This window comes from Streptomyces albiflavescens (assembly GCF_014645835.1).
GTDB classification, from domain to species: domain Bacteria; phylum Actinomycetota; class Actinomycetes; order Streptomycetales; family Streptomycetaceae; genus Streptomyces; species Streptomyces albiflavescens.
The window spans coordinates 443,138-458,809 of the sequence record NZ_BMMM01000002.1 but is presented as its reverse complement, the minus strand read 5'-3'; the positions used below and the strand labels follow the sequence as shown (position 1 = coordinate 458,809).

The window sequence follows — 15,672 nt, the reverse complement described above, 5'->3', positions numbered from 1 at the left end:
GGACGGCCTGGGACCGGAGGGGACCGGTCCCCATACAGTCATCACCTCCGTCAACTACCGGAGGCCTTGAGGGGGACAGAGAAGGCATGGCCAATTTCTCGAAGTCGAACGTGCCGCAGTTCTCGGTCGACGTGTACCAGAACGAGTACCTGCCCGAGGGCGGCCGCGAGGTCAACGCGATCGTCACGGTGAGCGCGACGGGCGGCGGCACCATCGGAAGCGCGGTCGCGGCGCCGCATCTGTACACGGCGGGGCAGGCGCCCGACGCGGCCGTGGCGATCATGGTCGACTGTTCGGGTTCGATGGACTACCCGCCGACCAAGATGCGCAACGCGCGCGACGCGACGGCCGCCGCGATCGACACCCTGCGCGACGGCGTGCACTTCGCGGTGATCGGCGGCACGCACATCGCCAAGGAGGTCTACCCGGGCAACGGACGGCTCGCGGTCGCCGACACGACCACCCGCGACCAGGCCAAGCAGGCGCTGCGCAAGCTGAGCGCGGGCGGCGGTACGGCGATCGGCACCTGGCTGCGCCTCGCCGACCGGCTGCTGGCCTCGGCGGACGTCTCCATCCGGCACGGCATCCTGCTCACCGACGGCCGCAATGAACACGAGTCACCGCAGGATCTCAAGGCCGCCCTCGACTCCTGTGCCGGGCGGTTCACGTGTGACGCGCGTGGAGTGGGCACCGACTGGGAGGTCAAGGAGGTCACCGGGATCGCCTCGGCGCTGCTCGGCACCGCCGACATCGTCGCCGACCCGGCAGCCCTGTCCGCCGACTTCACCCAGATGATGGAGACGGCCATGGGCAAGGAGGTCGCGGACGTCTCCCTCAGGCTGTGGACGCCCGTCGGCACCGCGATCAAGTTCGTCAAGCAAGTGGCCCCCACGGTCGAGGAGTTGACCGACCGCCGTACCGAGGCGGGCCCGCGCGCCGGTGACTACCCCACCGGCTCCTGGGGCGACGAGTCCCGCGACTACCACGTGTGCGTCGAGGTCCCGTCGGCCGAAGTCGGCCGGGAGATGCTGGCCGCCCGGGTCTCGCTGGTGATCCCGCAGGGTGACGGGAGCGTGCAGAATCTCGGTGCGCAGGGTCTCGTGCGGGCGGTGTGGACCGACGACATGGTGGCCTCGACCTCGATCAATCCACAGGTCGCGCACTACACGGGTCAGGCGGAACTCGCACAAGTCATCCAACAGGGCCTGGACCTACGCAAAGCGGGAGATGCCGACGGCGCAACGGCCAAGCTGGGACGTGCCGTTCAGCTCGCCAGCGCCTCCGGCAACGCCGATACTGCGAAACTCCTTGCGAAGGTGGTGGACGTGGTCGACGCCGCGGCAGGTACTGTGCGATTGAAGGCAAAGGTCGAAGAGGCCGACGAGATGACCCTCGAAACACGGTCCACAAAGACTGTTCGTGTAAAGAAGTAGCGAGCCCGGTTCCCGCGGGGAGCCGGAGAAACCCGGTCATAACGACCGGAAAAGGAGAGGGGGAAGCGCCGACATGCCGACCTGCCCGAACGGACATCAGTCGGGTTCCGACGACTGGTGCGAGGTCTGCGGTCACCGCATGGCCGGTGCCGTGCCCCCGCCACCTCCCCCACCGCCGCCCGCCGCCGGCTACGGCTATCCGCCGCCCGGCTCGCCACCGCCGCCGCCCGGCCCCGGTGGCCCCGGTGGGCGCCCGCACCTTTCCGCGGTGCCCGATCCCGAGCCCGAGCTCTGCCCGCAGTGCCGTACGCCCCGTGAGGGCGCGGCGCCGTTCTGCGAGGAGTGCCGGTGGAACTTCCTGACCAACACCGCAACCTCGTACACCCCGGCCGCGCCGCGTCCGCCGGCGCCCGGGATGCACGGCAGCCCCGGTGGCCCTGGGGGTCCCGGTGGCCCTGGGGGTCCCGGTGGCCCCGGGGGTCCCGGTGTCCCGAATCCGGCGCTGCGGTTCCAGCAGCAGGGGCCGGGACAGCCCACCGGTCCCGGAGCCGGGCCCGGCCATGACCCGTTCGAGTACCAGAGCTCGCGGCCCTCGCAGATGAACCGGCCCGCCGAGCCGATTCCGTCCGGTCCACCCGCCCCGCCTTTCGGCAACGGCGGCCCCTCGGGCTTCGGCGGCGATCCCTCCGGCTTCGGCGACCCGTCCGGCTTCGGCGGCGACCCGTCGCGCCAGGTTCCGCCGCCGCCCGGGCCGACGCCCGGAGGCCCCGGCGCTCCGCAGGCCTTCACCCAGCAGCCGGCCTCGCCGGCGTTCCCGCCCCAGGCACCGGCGCCCGGCGGCCCGTCCTACGGCGGCGGTGACGACGACTGGGTGATCTCCCCGCCGTCGGCCGGTACGCCCGGCGGTGGCCCCGGTGGTCCGGGCGGCCCCGGCGCGGGCCAGGGCGGCGGCTACGGCTACCCGCAGCCCGGCTCGACACAGGCACCGCCCGGCCCCCGCCCCGCCTACCAGCAGCAGCCGCTGTCCTGGACCGCGACGATCGGTCCCGACCGCGAGTACTTCATGGCGATGATGCAGCGCTCCGGCCCCGAGGCCGCGGGCCTGAACCTGCCCGCGTACTCGCCGGAACAGCAGCGCCCGCTCACCGGCAACCAGCTCACGATCGGCCGCCGCCGGCACTCCACCGGCGACACCCCGGACATCGATCTGTCGGTGCCCCCGGAGGACCCGGGCGTCTCGCACCAGCACGCGGTCCTGGTCCAGCAGCCGGACGGCAGCTGGGCGGTCGTCGACCAGAACTCCACGAACGGGACCACGGTCAACGGCGGCGAGGAGCCCATCCAGCCCTTCGTACCGGTTCCGCTCCAGGACGGCGACCGGGTGCACGTCGGCGCCTGGACGACGATCACCATCCGGCGCGGCTGATCGCAGCGGTCACGGCAGCGGCTCGCAGGGGTTACGGCAGCGGCCAGGCGTACGGCCCTTCGGGGTCGTCCAGCCACGCCCAGGCGCGCTCGCCGCTGACCGTGATCCCGTACCGCTCGCGCACCGGCTGGTTCTCGCGCTCCCACAGCGTGTACGCCTCATAGGGGTCGAGACGGTCCGCCGTGAGCGTCAGCAGGAACCGGAACAGCTCGTGCCCCCTGGCCCGGCGTGGCAGCGCGCCCAGGTGCTGCGGCTCCGGCTGCTCGGGCCGGGTCACGCCGCGCAGGGGCACGAAGTAGGCGGGCGTGTGCAGGAACCGTCCCTCGGCGTACCCGGCGTCCCGGACGCGCAGGACGATCAGGCCGGTCGCGAACGGCGCGAGGATACGGGCGCCCGGGTTGCACTGGGCAAGCCAGGCGTGCGGGATCGAGGTCAGCGCGCAGGTGGCGATGATCCGGTCGAAGGGGGCGCGCTCGGGAACGCCACGGGCGCCGTCGCCGGTGACGACGATCGGGTGGTACCCGGCGGCGTCCAGGTGCCGCCGAGCCGATTCGGTGATCTCCGCGTCGAGGTCGATCGTGGTCACCAGGTCGTCGCCCAGGCGGTGGGCGAGCAGGGCCGCGTTGTAGCCGGTGCCCGCGCCTATCTCCAGGACGGCGTCCCCGTCCCGTACCTCCAGTTCGGTGAGCATCTTCGCCATCAGCGACGGCTGGCTGCTGGAGGACACGAGTACCCCGTCGCGTACCCGGGTGGCCAGCGGGGCGTCCGCGTAGGCGCCGCGGATCCAGCGTTCCCGGGCCTGTAGGTCGGGATCCTCGCCCCACACGCGCTCGAAGCCGCCCACGACGCCGACGTAGTAGTACGGCACGAAGAGGTGGCGCGGGACCGCCTCGAACGCCTCCCGCCAGACCGGGTCGGCGTCCCAGGCCCCACTCCTGTCGATCTCGTGCACGAGGGCCGCCTGCGCCAGGGTGGCGAGGTCGTCCAGGTCGTGGTCGAGAGCGTGCGCGCTCATACCTCCACTGTGCTGCCGGAGGGGCCACGAGGCGAGCGCCGAACTCGGCCGATCCGGACTGGGCCGTTCGGGTCGGGCTGCCCGGAATCGACCCCTGACAGCGAGCGGTCCTAGGGGGTTTCTGATGGATCTCCGTGGAAGAAGGAGCGGCGTTCGGTGCGTGCTCTCGGCGTGCCGGGCGGAAGTCCTCGTAGCGGAGCTACTAGGGCTTTTGTCCGGTGCGGCGAGAGTGCGTGCCGGGCGTCGCGACGCCGCGGAGATCCATCAGAAGCCTCCTAAGCCTTGAGTCCTCCGCCAACCCGTCTGAGACCATGGTTGGTGTGAAAGAGATTCGGCGCGGCAAGCTTCAGGAGCAGACCTTCTACGAGCAGGTCGGCGGCGAGGAGACCTTCCGGCGCCTCGTGCACCGATTTTACGAGGGAGTCGCCGAGGACCCGCTGCTGAAGCCTATGTATCCCGAGGAGGACCTGGGCCCGGCCGAGGAGCGCTTCACGCTGTTCCTGATCCAGTACTGGGGCGGCCCGACGACGTACAGCAAGAACCGCGGCCACCCCCGGCTGCGCATGCGCCATGCCCCTTTCAAGGTCGACCAGGCCGCGCACGACGCCTGGCTCAAGCACATGCGCGTCGCCGTCGAGGAGCTCGGCCTCTCCGAGGAGCACGAGCACACGCTGTGGAACTACCTGACGTACGCGGCGGCGTCGATGGTGAACACGGCGGGCTGAACCCGCACCGCGGCCGCGCACGGCAGTCGGCGTCCATCGGCTCCTGCCCGGCCGCCCGCGACGGCTGACGCGCGCATTCCGGTCGCACGACGCCGAATTCCGGTCACAATCCGGTCAAGCCCGCGCTACAAGCGCTTACCCTCGACCCGCCCCCTCTGACAGCATCGCGCGAAGGTCCGGAGATCCGGGACGACGGCGGGGGGCCGGGTGACGGGGTTCGTATTACTGCGTGCACGGGGGCACCGTCTGCTGCTCGCCGCCGCGCTGCTCACCGTCCTGCTGACGACGGCGGTGCTCTCGACCCTCACGGCGTACTCCGGGGCGATCGGCGACGCATCCCTGCGGCACGCGCTCCAGGACCCCGGCAACGCCGTCGACACCGCGCTGATCGTCCGGGCCGGCGTGCCCACGGAGCAGCAGAAGGCCGCCGACAGCGCCGTACACAAGAGCGCCCGGCAGACCTTCGACGGGTTCCCGGTCACGCTTCGCACCCTGGTGCGCTCGGGCCCGTACGCGCTGCCCCGCTCCCTGCAGGCGCCCGCCGATCGGGTGGGAGACCCGGATCTCACCCACTTCGCCGCCCTCGACCGTACGCAGGTGCGGGTGACGGCGGGGCGGCTGCCCGGTACATCCGGCGGCGGCCCGGTCATCGACGTGGCCCTGCCCGAGAGTGCCGCCGACCGCCTCGGTCTGAAGCCCGGCGCGCGCCTCACCCTCGTCGACCGGCTCGGCGGTCCGAAGGTCCACGTCCGGCTCACCGGTCTGTACCGGCCCGCCCGGCCCACCGCGCCCTACTGGCGGTTGGACGAGCTGGGCGGCCGCGGGATCAACAAGGTCGACTTCACGACGTACGGACCGCTGCTCGCCGATCCCGCCGTCCTCGCCGGGGGCCGGGTGAGCGCCGGGGAGTCCGCGTGGCTGGCGTCCGCCGACTTCTCGACGCTGACGCCCGACCGGATCGGCGCCTTGCGGGACGCGGCCCGCGCCGGGCAGCGGGGGCTGCGCAAGGACGCGGCGCTGAGCGGGATGACGGCGCTGTCGACCTCGCTGCCCGAGGTGCTGGACAGTGTCCAGCGTTCGCTCCTCGTGTCGCGCTCGACGCTGCTGATCGTCGCGCTGCAGCTCGCGCTGCTCGCCGGGTACGCGCTGCTCCTGGTCGCCGGGCTGCTGAGCGCCGAACGGACGGGCGAGACACGCGTGCTCCGGGCGCGCGGAGCTTCGCGCGCCCGGGTCGCGGGGCTCGCCGCACTGGAGGCGCTGCTGCTCGCCGTGCCCGCGGCGGTCTGCGCCCCGCTCCTCGCGGAGCCGTTGACCCGACTGCTCGCCGGGCAGGGCGCGTTGGCGAGGATCGGGCTGCGCCTCGACACCTCGGACGGGCGCGGCGGGGTGTGGCTGGTCGCGGCGGGAGTGGCGCTGGGGTGCGCGCTGGCGGTGACGGTTCCGGCGCTCACCTCCCAGGAAGGGGCCGAGGGACGGGCACGCTCGCTGCCCGCTCCGGTGCGCGCGGGCGCCGACGTCGGCCTGCTGGTGATCGCGGGTGTCGCGTACTGGCAGCTGGACCGGCAGACCTCCGGGGCCGTCAGCCACGTCGGCTCGGGCGCGCTCGGCATCGATCCGCTCCTGGTCTCGGCGCCCGCCCTCGCCCTGCTCGCCGGGACCGTGCTCACCCTGCGGCTGCTGCCGCCGGTGGCCCGGCTCGCCGAGCGCCGCGCGGCAAGCGGACGGGGACTGCCCGCCGCCCTCGCGGGCTGGCAGCTCAGCCGCCGCCCGCTGCGTGGCGCGGGTCCGGTCCTGCTTCTCGTCCTCGCCGTCGCCATGGGGATGCTCGCGATCGGTCAGGGCGCCTCCTGGAACCGCTCGCAGGACGACCAGGCCGACTTCCAGGCCGGCACCTCCATGCGCGTACTCGTCGGTGACGACGGCGAGTTGGGTCAGGCCGGAGCCTACGCGGCACTCCCGCACGTACGCGCGGCCGCGCCCGCCGTCCGTACGACCCTGCCTCTGTCCGGCAGCCGTACGGCGACGGTGCTGGCGCTGGACACCGCACACGCGGCGGACGGAGTGCTGCTGCGGAGCGACCTGGCCGACCGGCCGGTGCGGCCGCTGCTGGCGGGGCTCGGCCCGAAGGGGGCCACCGCGGGCACACCGCTGCCCAAGGGCGCGACACGGCTCGCCATGACGGTGCGGCTGGACAACCGCGGCGGCGGGGAGGGGACGAGCACGGACGTGTCGGTCACCCTGGAGGACCGCTACGGGACGCCGTACACGATACGGCTCGGCGGGCTTCCCCCCGACGGACGGCCGCACGCGCTCGCGCTGGACCTGGCGCCGACCGCCGGCCCCCTGATACTCACCGGACTGCAACTGGACATGACCCAGCCCACCGACACGGCAGAGCAACACCTCTTTTCCATCGAGGAGTTGAACGCGGCCGGCGCCGACGGCAAGGAGCGGCGGCTGTCGCTGCCCGGGGCCTGGAAGGCGGCGTCGCGGACCAACAGCACGACGGGATCGCCCGACGCGTCCACCCGCCCGACGCCCCCACGGGTGGAGAAGTCGTCGGACAGCGTCCTGTCCGTCCGCTACGGCACCGGCTACGTCCCGAGCGGCCTCGCCTGGCAGCTCACGTCGTTGACGGTTCGTCTGCAAGTGGCCCAGCCGAAAGCGCCGGAGGTCACCGCGGTAGCGACCGAGCGCTTCCTGAAGGCGGCGGGCGCCCGGACCGGGCAGCGGGTGGACGTGCCACTCGGCGGCGAGTCGGTGCCGGTGCGGATCGTGGAGAGCGTACGGGAGCTGCCGACGACCGGGAACGGGGCAGGCACTGAAGCGGAGCCGGACGGTGGGGCGCTGCTCGTCGATCTCCGTTCCGTGAACCGGGTGTTGGAACACCGCTACGGACGGAGCGTCGCACCCACCGAGTGGTGGCTGCGGACCGCGCCCGGCGCTGCGGTGAGCGCCGCGGCGGCCGTGCGGGAGCGACCCGACATCGAGCCCTCGCAGGTCGTCGTGCGCGACGAGATCGCCGACCGGCTGCGCGACGACCCCTTCGGCGCGGGCCCCGAGGCCGCGTTCGCCGCGGCGGCCGTGGTGGCGGCGGCACTGGCGGCGGTCGGTTTCGGGGTCAGCACGGCCGGGTCGCTGCGGGAGCGCGGCGCCGAATTCGCGGTGCTGCGGGCGCTCGGCGCGCCGCGCCGCCAGCTGGCCCGGCTGATCGCCGCCGAGCAGGGGGTCCTGGTGTCCCTGGCGCTGGTGGTGGGCGTCGCCCTGGGCGCGGTGCTGACCCGGGCGGTCGTCCCGCTGATCGTGCTGACCTCCGACGCCACCCGGCCGATCCCCGGAGTTCTGGTCGAACTCCCCCTCGAACGCGTCGCCGCGCTGCTGGCCGCCGTGACCATCACACCGCTGGCCATCACGGCGTTCCTGGCGTTGCACCGCCCGGACCCGGCGAGCTCGCTGCGCCGGCAGGGGGGTGAGTGACATGGCCGGGACCATGACGACCGTGGTGGCCCCCTGGGTGCGTACGCGGGTGCGCGCCGCGCCGGGGGCCGCGCTCGCCCTGGCTCTGCTCGTCGCGCTCACCGCCTGTCTGGCCGCCGCGTTCCCGCGGGCCGTCGATCGGTACGAGGACGCGGGCCTGCGCCGGGTCCTCGACGACGCCACAGCCCGGAAGACCACGGTGCAGGTGTACGCCCCGCAGCCTGGCGTCGAACTCCCGCAGGAGGAAAGGGAGCAGGCGCTGCGCGGGGCCGCACTCCGCACGGCGTACGCGAAGGTGCTGGACACCGTCGAACGCCCCCTCGTCGCCGACCCCGCCCAGTCCTCGTACGGGGTCCGCACCGCCAATCCCACTGCGGCACTGGACGGTTGGCTGCCCCAGCCGACCGGCATCCCCGCCCGCATGTCACTCACCGCGCAGAACGGCCTCGCCGACCACGCCCGGCTGCGCTCGGGACGCCTGCCGCGGGTGACGGGCAGGGTGACCGCGGCGACGGCCGAGGTGGAGGCCGCCGTCACCGCCGAGACCGCCAAGACCCTGCGGATCAAGCTGGGGTCCGTGATCCACCTCCCCGGCGTGGAGCGCGGCCCCTTGTCCGTCCGGGTCACCGGCATCGTCGTCCCGCGCGAACCCGGCGGCGCGTACTGGACCACCATGCCCGTGCTGCGCAAGCCCTCACTGATCCAACTGCCCACCCAGGGCGGCGCGTCGGACAAGTACTGGCTCGGCGCGCTGCTGCTGGCGCCGGACGCGGCCCCCGCCATGCTCGGCACGCCCGGAAAACCGGAACGCTACTGGCAGTTGGCCCCCGACACCTCCGCCTTCGCGGCACACGAGGTGCCCCGCCTGACCTCGGCGATCGCCGCGCTGGAGACGGGCCCGGGCCTCGGACGGATACGACAGCGGATCGATCCGACCGCGGACGCGACCACGGACCTGGACGACGTGGTGAAGTCCTTCACCCAACTGCGCTCGGGCATCGGCCCGCTGGTGGCGGTAGCCGCCTTCGGCACGGGCACGGTCGCCGCCGTCGTCCTGCTGATGGCGGGCGGCCTCGCCGTCGACCGCCGCCGCACCGAACTGGCCCTGCTGCGTGCCCGCGGCGGTTCGCTGCGCGGCGTGTCGGGACGGCTGCTGGCCGAGACGGCGGTGGTAGCGGTGCCTGCGGGCGCGCTGGGCCTCGGCGCCGCGCTGCTCGCCGTCCCGGAGGGCCGCCGCTCCTACGCGGTGGCGGCCGCCGTCGCGGTGACGCTCCTGGCCTGCGCCACCCTGCCGGTGCGGGCCGTGCTCGCCCACCGTGCCGTACGCGTCCACGGGGCCCGCGAGGACCTGACTTCGGTACGTCCCTCACGACGCCGTACCGTCGCGGAACTGACTCTGCTGGTGCTGGCGTCGGCGGCGGTGGTGGCGCTGCGCCGCCAGGGCGCCTCCGGCGACCAACTGGTCGCCCTGGCCCCGGTGTTGGTGGGCATCATCGCCGCGCTGGTCCTGGTGCGGCTCTACCCCCTGCCGCTGCGCCGCCTGGCCCGGCCGGCCGAGCGGCTGCGCGGGGCGGTCACCCATCTCTCACTGGCCCGCGCCGGCCGCACCTCCACCTCCACGGTCCTGCCCCTGCTGGCCCTCCTCACCGCCCTCACCACCGCCGCCTTCGGCGGCTCGGTCCTCGCCGGCGTCCACGCCGCCCGCGACCACGCCGCCCTCCTCACCACCGGCGCGGACGCCCGTGTCGAAGCGACCCACGCCCTGCCGTCCACCCTGCCCGAACAGCTCCGCCGCACCCCGGGCGTACGTGACGTCACGCCGGTGAGCATCGCCTACCGGGCCCAGGCGGGAGAGGGCTCGGGAAGGGAGCAGGAGACGGTGGCGGTGGTCGGGGTGGAGCCGGCGGCCTACGGGAGTTTGGCTCGGGAGGTGGGTCTCGGGGGGTTCTCGGGGACGGCGTTGAGGTCTCCCGGCTCGTCCGGCAGCTCCAGCGAGGCGCCGCTGCCCGCCCTGGCCTCCCCCGCCGTGGCCGACCGCTACGGCACGCGGCCGTTCCGGGTGCGGCTGGAGGACGGCAGCCACGTCACCGTGCGGATCGCCGCCGTGCGGGAGCGGACCCCGGCCGTCCTCGACATGGACTTCCTGATCGTGGACCGCGCGGGTCTCGGCGCCCGGCCCGCGCGCCCGACCGCGGTACTCGTGACCGGGAACCACCTCGACGGGGGCGCGCTGCGCAAGGCCGCGGGCGCCGGAGTCGACGTACGGCTGCGGGCGGAGGAGGAGGCACGGTACGTCGACTCGCCGTTGCAGTCCGGTGCCGAGCGGATCTACACGGCGGCGGTCGCGGCGGGTGCCGGGTACGCCGTACTGGCCCTGCTGCTGTCCCTCGTGCGCGCCGCTCCCGAGCGCGCCGCGCTCCTCGCCCGCCTGCGCACCATGGGTCTCACCCGCGCCCAGGGTCGTCGCCTCCTCGTCCTGGAAGCCTTGCCGCAGGCTCTCCTCGCGGCGGCCGGCGGCGCGCTCACCGGCTGGGCGACCATCCGGCTGCTCTCCCCCGGCATCGACCTGACGACCATCGCGCTCGCCACCCACAGCTCCCCGTCAGGAGACGCCCAGCTCCGTACGGACCCGGCCTCCTTGCTCCTCCCGTCCCTGAGCGTCCTCGCCCTGGCGACGGGCATCGCGGCGGCACAGGCGTGGTGGACGGGGAGACAGGGTTCGGTACGAGAGCTGAGAGCGGGGGACGGCCGATGAGGCCCGGCACCACGGCTGTCCCGGCCGGCACCCCCTCGACAAGCATCCCCAGGAGCCGCCCATGACCACCACCGACCCCGCCTTCTCCGAACTCGCCGAGCGCGCCGCCGCCCACCGGGACCGCCCCGCCTACGGCCATGACGCCCTGATCACCTGTGACCGCCTGGTCCGGATCTTCTCCACGGACGGTGTCGAGGTCCAGGCACTCCAGGGCCTCGATCTCCTGGTCCGCGAGGGCGAGTTGATGGCTCTGGTGGGCGCGTCGGGCAGCGGCAAGTCGACGCTGATGAACATCCTGGCCGGACTGGACACGCCCACCGCGGGGGCGGCGAAGGTCGCCGGCCGCGACCTGCTCACGATGGGCGCGAAGGACCGCCTGCGCTACCGCCGGGAGGTCGTCGGCTTCGTCTGGCAACAGACGTCCCGCAATCTCCTCCCGTACCTGACGGCGGCCCAGAACGTCGCCGTGCCGATGCAGCTCTCCGGCTCCAGCCCCGGCTCCGGCCCCGGCTCCGGCTCCGGCCCCGGCTCCGGCTCCAGTCCCGGCTCCGGCTCCGGCTCCGGCTCCAGTCCCGGCTCCGGCTCCGGCTCCGGCTCCGGCAAAGGCCGCCGCGTTCGCCGCCGCGCACAGTCCGAACGCGCCCTGGATCTGCTGGAGTTGCTGGGAGTCGCCGACTGCCGCAACCGTCGCCCGCACCAGATGTCCGGCGGCCAGCAACAGCGCGTCGCCATCGCCGTGGCCCTCGCCAACGCCCCGGCGGTCCTCCTCGCCGACGAACCCACCGGGGAACTCGACTCCCACACCGCCGAGCAGATCTTCGCCGCGTTCCGCACCGCGAACGAACACCTCGGCACCACCATCGTGATCGTCACGCACGACCAGGCGGTGGCCGGCGAGGTCCGCCGCACGGTCGCCATCCGCGACGGCCGCACCTCGACGGAGGTCCTGCGCCGCACCGAGGTCGACGCGGCCACCGGCCAGGAAGCGGTGGTGGCCCGCGAGTACGCGATGCTCGACCGCGTGGGCCGCCTCCAGCTCCCCGCCGACTACACCGAGGCCCTGGGCATGCGCGACCGCGTGGCGCTGGAACTGGAGTCGGACCACATCGGCGTATGGCCTGACGACAGCGAACACGAGTGATCCATGGCCCTGGGCGACATGGGGCCCTGCGAGGGCGTGCGCGCGTCGAGGAGATGCGGGGCGATCAGCGGACGCTGACGTCCAGCGCCCCAAGCCCCGCCCTGCGTACGGCGATCGACCCGTACGGAGTACGCAGCCGAAGCCAAGCACCCGACGCGAAGAGCCCCAACGGGCTTTCCTCGGAGCCGGTCTGATCCACGGATCGCAGGAATCCCAGCGACTGCGCGGCATGCGCGGCCCGTACCGGAAGGCCGGTGTCACCGATCGGCCGGGACCAGATCTCCCGCCCGATGCGGTCGAGTTCGGCGCGGGTACGCAGCTCGGTGGCCAACCCCTGTGTACGGGACCGGAATTCGGCGACCGCACCGGCAACCATCGCGCGCAGGACATCCGGGGCCGGCAGCCCCGGCTCCTGCCGCCAGCCGCCACGGGGCGGCAGCACACCGGCCCACGGCGGCCCGGTGACGGCCTGCGGCACCGCGGCCGTCGCCGCCGACTCGTCGATGGACTCAAGGAGTTCACCGGCCGAGACGGTCACGTCGAGAGTGACGTCCAGCCCGTTCTCGTACGGCTTGGCGAGGCGCGCCGTACGGATGGCGAGGACCTCGAAGGACGGCGGGCGCCCGAAGACCGCGAGGGCGGTCCCGGCGGCCTGCAGCCGTACCGCCGCCGCCCGGTCGTAGTGGATGAGCCGGGAGAGGAAGGCGGCGAGGTCCGCCGCCTCCCCCGCGTCGGCAAGGTGCAGGACGGTCATGCCGCGACGGCCTCGTCGCCCTTGTCGTCCCGGTACTCCTCCAGGAACTCCCGTTCCTCGGCAGTGATGCGGCGCGGCCGCTGGGTCTCGAAGTCGAACGGCACGACCACCGTCGCGGCGCGGACGTAGAGCTGCTCTGCGTCCTTGACCTCGTAGGTGATCGTGAAGGCCGCCGCGCGGATCTCCGTGATCCACAGCTCGATGTCCACCGGTTCGCGCCGGTGGACGAGCTGCCGCTTGTAGTCGATCTCGTGGCGTGCCACCACGGACCCCTGCTTGAACTGCTTGTCCGGGCGGGTCAGGAAGTCGATACGTGCTTCCTCCAGATAGCGGAGGAAGACCGCGTTGTTGACGTGGCCGTACGCGTCCATGTCCGCCCAGCGCAGTGGGCAGCGGTAGAGGTGCCGCAAGATCGATCAGCCCCGGGTCAGCTTCTTGTAGGTGGCACGGTGCGGGCGCGCGGCCTCCGCGCCGAGGCGCTCGATCTTGTTCTTCTCGTACGACTCGAAGTTGCCCTCGAACCAGAACCACTTGGAGTCGCCCTCGTACGCGAGGATGTGCGTCGCGACCCGGTCCAGGAACCAGCGGTCGTGGGAGACGACCACGGCCGCACCCGGGAACTCCAGCAGTGCGTTCTCGAGCGACGACAGCGTCTCGACATCGAGGTCGTTGGTCGGCTCGTCGAGGAGCAGCAGGTTGCCGCCCTGCTTGAGGGTCAGCGCAAGGTTGAGGCGGTTGCGCTCACCACCGGAGAGGACACCGGCCGGCTTCTGCTGGTCGGGGCCCTTGAAGCCGAAGGCGGAGACGTAGGCACGCGACGGCATCTCGACCTGGCCCACATTGATGTAGTCCAGCTCGTCCGACACCACGGCCCACAGGGACTTCTTCGGGTCGATGTGCTCGCGGCCCTGGTCGACGTACGAGATCTTGACGGTGTCGCCGACCTTGATCGAACCGGAGTCCGGCTGCTCCAGCCCCTGGATCATCTTGAAGAGGGTGGTCTTGCCGGCGCCGTTCGGGCCGATGACACCGACGATCCCGTTACGCGGCAGCGTGAAGGAGAGGTCGTCGATCAGGACCTTCTCCCCGAAGGCCTTGGAGAGGTTGTTGACCTCGACCACGATGGAGCCCAGGCGCGGGCCCGGCGGGATCTGGATCTCGTCGAAGTCCAGCTTCCGCATCTTGTCGGCCTCGGCGGCCATCTCCTCGTACCGGGCGAGACGCGCCTTGGACTTGGCCTGACGCCCCTTGGCGTTGGACCGCACCCACTCGAGCTCTTCCTTCAGACGCTTCGCACGCTTGGCGTCCTTCTGGCCCTCGATCTTGAGGCGGGAGGCCTTGTTGTCGAGGTACGTGGAGTAGTTGCCCTCGTAGGGGATGGCCCGACCGCGGTCGAGCTCGAGGATCCACTGGGCGACGTTGTCGAGGAAGTACCGGTCGTGGGTGACGGCGACGACGGTGCCCGCGTACTTCGCGAGGTGCTGCTCCAGCCACTGCACGGACTCGGCGTCCAGGTGGTTGGTGGGCTCGTCGAGGAGCAGCAGGTCGGGCGCCTCGATCAGCAGCTTGCACAGGGCGACACGGCGGCGCTCACCACCGGAGAGGTTGGTGACCGGCCAGTCGCCGGGCGGGCAGCCCAGGGCGTCCATGGCCTGCTCCAGCTGGGCGTCCAGGTCCCACGCGTCGGCGTGGTCCAGGTCCTCCTGGAGCTTGCCCATCTCGTCCAGGAGCGCGTCCGAGTAGTCGGTCGCCATGAGCTCGGCGACCTCGTTGAAGCGCTTGAGCTTGCCCATGATCTCGGCGGCGCCGTCCTGGACGTTCTCCAGCACGGTCTTGGACTCGTCGAGCGGCGGCTCCTGCAGCAGCATGCCGACGCTGTAGCCCGGCGACAGGAACGCGTCACCGTTGGAGGGCTGCTCAAGGCCGGCCATGATCTTCAGAACAGTGGACTTACCGGCACCGTTCGGACCGACCACACCGATCTTGGCACCCGGCAGGAAGCTCAAGGTGACGTCGTCGAGAATCACCTTGTCGCCGTGCGCCTTGCGCGTCTTGCGCATGGTGTAAATGAACTCAGCCAAGAGAAACCGTCCGGACGCTTGAAATCGGCAGTGGGCAGATACACCCCATCTTGCCTGACGGCCAGCCCCGGACGGAAACCAGTCTCATCAGGGCGCTGTGACCTGGTCCATCGCCGCCGCTGCTCGTAGCCGGCCGGTCACTGGTTGTCGCCTTCGGCCGCCGCCGAGCGGCCTCGCACGGCCCAGGGACGGCCCAGACGTGATCGCCCGAACGACGTCCCCGACTCGTGCGGCCGAACTCTCACCCGGTGGTGGCGCTCAGCGCGCCCGATGACCTCACCGCGGACGCGGGCCCCCGGGATCGGGTAGTCCCATCCCCTCGGGCATGGCAATGATCTCGGCCATCGCCATGGCGCCCGGAACTCCGTCGACACGGATGAAGATCCCGAAGGACTGGCGTCCGATCACCTCTCCGGTGACGGAGGCGCCCAGGGGGAGAGCTACGAGGGTCGCCCCGCCTCGTGACGAGTGGCCGGCCCCTCTTCAGCCAGGAGGGCGCGGGGTTGCGGACGATGCCGTCAGTGCCTCAGCCCGGGCTATGGCTGCGTTCGTGAAGCCGGCGATGGCCTTCCCAGCGACTCTGCCCACGACCGGCCGGAGGGCACGCACCTTTGGCTCGACGTCGACCCTGTACACACCTCGGTACGGCCCTGGCCAACGGCGGTGAAGGTGACTGACGCAGTGAAGTGACGCAGGGGTGCACCCGAGAGCATTCGGTACGCAGAGCGTGCAGGCCGGTGATACTCCGTCACTTCCTCCCGGACCCTCGCGCCCGGCAGGTGCAGCGCTCGAATGGCGCCCACGCCGTTGGGGGGCGGGATCACCTTCCCGCCGTGAACTCACAGACTCCGCAGCCACACCCTTC

Annotated in this window: 11 protein-coding genes; 6 read left to right on the top strand and 5 right to left on the bottom strand. The window is 72.4% G+C overall.

Translation table 11 applies throughout. The features are described 5' to 3' along the window. Positions 1-86 precede the first annotated feature (86 nt). The gene (locus IEY95_RS07005) at positions 87-1,433 is read left to right on the top strand and encodes a vWA domain-containing protein (protein ID WP_189184994.1); all 1,347 of its coding nucleotides are present in this window, start codon (positions 87-89) and stop codon (positions 1,431-1,433) included. A 73-nt stretch (positions 1,434-1,506) separates the two neighbouring features. Further along, positions 1,507-2,859 (top strand): FHA domain-containing protein, encoded by a 1,353-nt coding sequence (locus IEY95_RS07000; protein ID WP_189184993.1) that lies wholly within the window; start codon positions 1,507-1,509, stop codon positions 2,857-2,859. A 31-nt stretch (positions 2,860-2,890) separates the two neighbouring features. On the opposite strand, the gene IEY95_RS06995 is transcribed toward IEY95_RS07000, so the two are convergent. Beyond that, positions 2,891-3,874 (bottom strand): methyltransferase domain-containing protein, encoded by a 984-nt coding sequence (locus IEY95_RS06995; RefSeq protein ID WP_189184992.1) that lies wholly within the window; start codon positions 3,872-3,874, stop codon positions 2,891-2,893. 311 nt (positions 3,875-4,185) lie between these two features. Between IEY95_RS06995 and IEY95_RS06990 the strand changes: the two genes are divergently transcribed. The 4 genes from IEY95_RS06990 (at position 4,186) to IEY95_RS06975 (ending at position 11,972) form a co-directional block, all read left to right on the top strand. Then, a complete protein-coding gene (locus IEY95_RS06990) occupies positions 4,186-4,599 on the top strand; it encodes a globin (RefSeq protein WP_189184991.1) in 414 nt (137 codons plus the stop codon). A 207-nt stretch (positions 4,600-4,806) separates the two neighbouring features. Beyond that, on the top strand, positions 4,807-8,076 hold the full coding sequence (locus IEY95_RS06985) for an FtsX-like permease family protein (RefSeq protein WP_189184990.1): 3,270 nt from the start codon (positions 4,807-4,809) through the stop codon (positions 8,074-8,076). 1 nt (position 8,077) lies between these two features. Further along, positions 8,078-10,831, top strand: coding sequence for an FtsX-like permease family protein (locus IEY95_RS06980; protein WP_229702637.1), 2,754 nt, complete (start codon positions 8,078-8,080; stop codon positions 10,829-10,831). A gap of 61 nt (positions 10,832-10,892) precedes the next feature. Then, on the top strand, positions 10,893-11,972 hold the full coding sequence (locus tag IEY95_RS06975) for an ABC transporter ATP-binding protein (RefSeq protein WP_189184989.1): 1,080 nt from the start codon (positions 10,893-10,895) through the stop codon (positions 11,970-11,972). Positions 11,973-12,036: 64 nt separating this feature from the next. Here IEY95_RS06975 and IEY95_RS06970 read toward each other — a convergent pair whose 3' ends face one another. From IEY95_RS06970 to IEY95_RS50590, 4 genes are all read right to left on the bottom strand, one after another. Continuing rightward, positions 12,037-12,726: a DUF8185 domain-containing protein gene (locus IEY95_RS06970; RefSeq protein ID WP_189184988.1), complete on the bottom strand. Its 690-nt coding sequence runs from the start codon at positions 12,724-12,726 to the stop codon at positions 12,037-12,039. Continuing rightward, positions 12,723-13,136, bottom strand: a complete 414-nt coding sequence (locus tag IEY95_RS06965; RefSeq protein WP_189184987.1) for an acyl-CoA thioesterase — start codon at positions 13,134-13,136, stop codon at positions 12,723-12,725. Before IEY95_RS06965 ends, IEY95_RS06970 begins: the two co-directional genes overlap by 4 nt. Before the next feature lie 6 nt (positions 13,137-13,142). Further along, a complete protein-coding gene (gene ettA, locus IEY95_RS06960) occupies positions 13,143-14,807 on the bottom strand; it encodes an energy-dependent translational throttle protein EttA (RefSeq protein WP_189184986.1) in 1,665 nt (554 codons plus the stop codon). 536 nt (positions 14,808-15,343) lie between these two features. Further along, positions 15,344-15,610: an SRPBCC family protein gene (locus tag IEY95_RS50590; protein ID WP_373294451.1), complete on the bottom strand. Its 267-nt coding sequence runs from the start codon at positions 15,608-15,610 to the stop codon at positions 15,344-15,346. Between the last annotated feature and the right edge of the window lie 62 nt (positions 15,611-15,672).

Coding starts and splice junctions, on each gene's coding strand:
- IEY95_RS07005 (WP_189184994.1), top strand. CDS start 87: ATGGCCAATTTCTCGAAGTCGAACGTGCCGCAGTTCTCGGTCGACGTG.
- IEY95_RS07000 (WP_189184993.1), top strand. CDS start 1,507: ATGCCGACCTGCCCGAACGGACATCAGTCGGGTTCCGACGACTGGTGC.
- IEY95_RS06995 (WP_189184992.1), bottom strand. CDS start 3,874: ATGAGCGCGCACGCTCTCGACCACGACCTGGACGACCTCGCCACCCTG.
- IEY95_RS06990 (WP_189184991.1), top strand. CDS start 4,186: ATGGTTGGTGTGAAAGAGATTCGGCGCGGCAAGCTTCAGGAGCAGACC.
- IEY95_RS06980 (WP_229702637.1), top strand. CDS start 8,078: ATGGCCGGGACCATGACGACCGTGGTGGCCCCCTGGGTGCGTACGCGG.
- IEY95_RS06975 (WP_189184989.1), top strand. CDS start 10,893: ATGACCACCACCGACCCCGCCTTCTCCGAACTCGCCGAGCGCGCCGCC.
- IEY95_RS06970 (WP_189184988.1), bottom strand. CDS start 12,726: ATGACCGTCCTGCACCTTGCCGACGCGGGGGAGGCGGCGGACCTCGCC.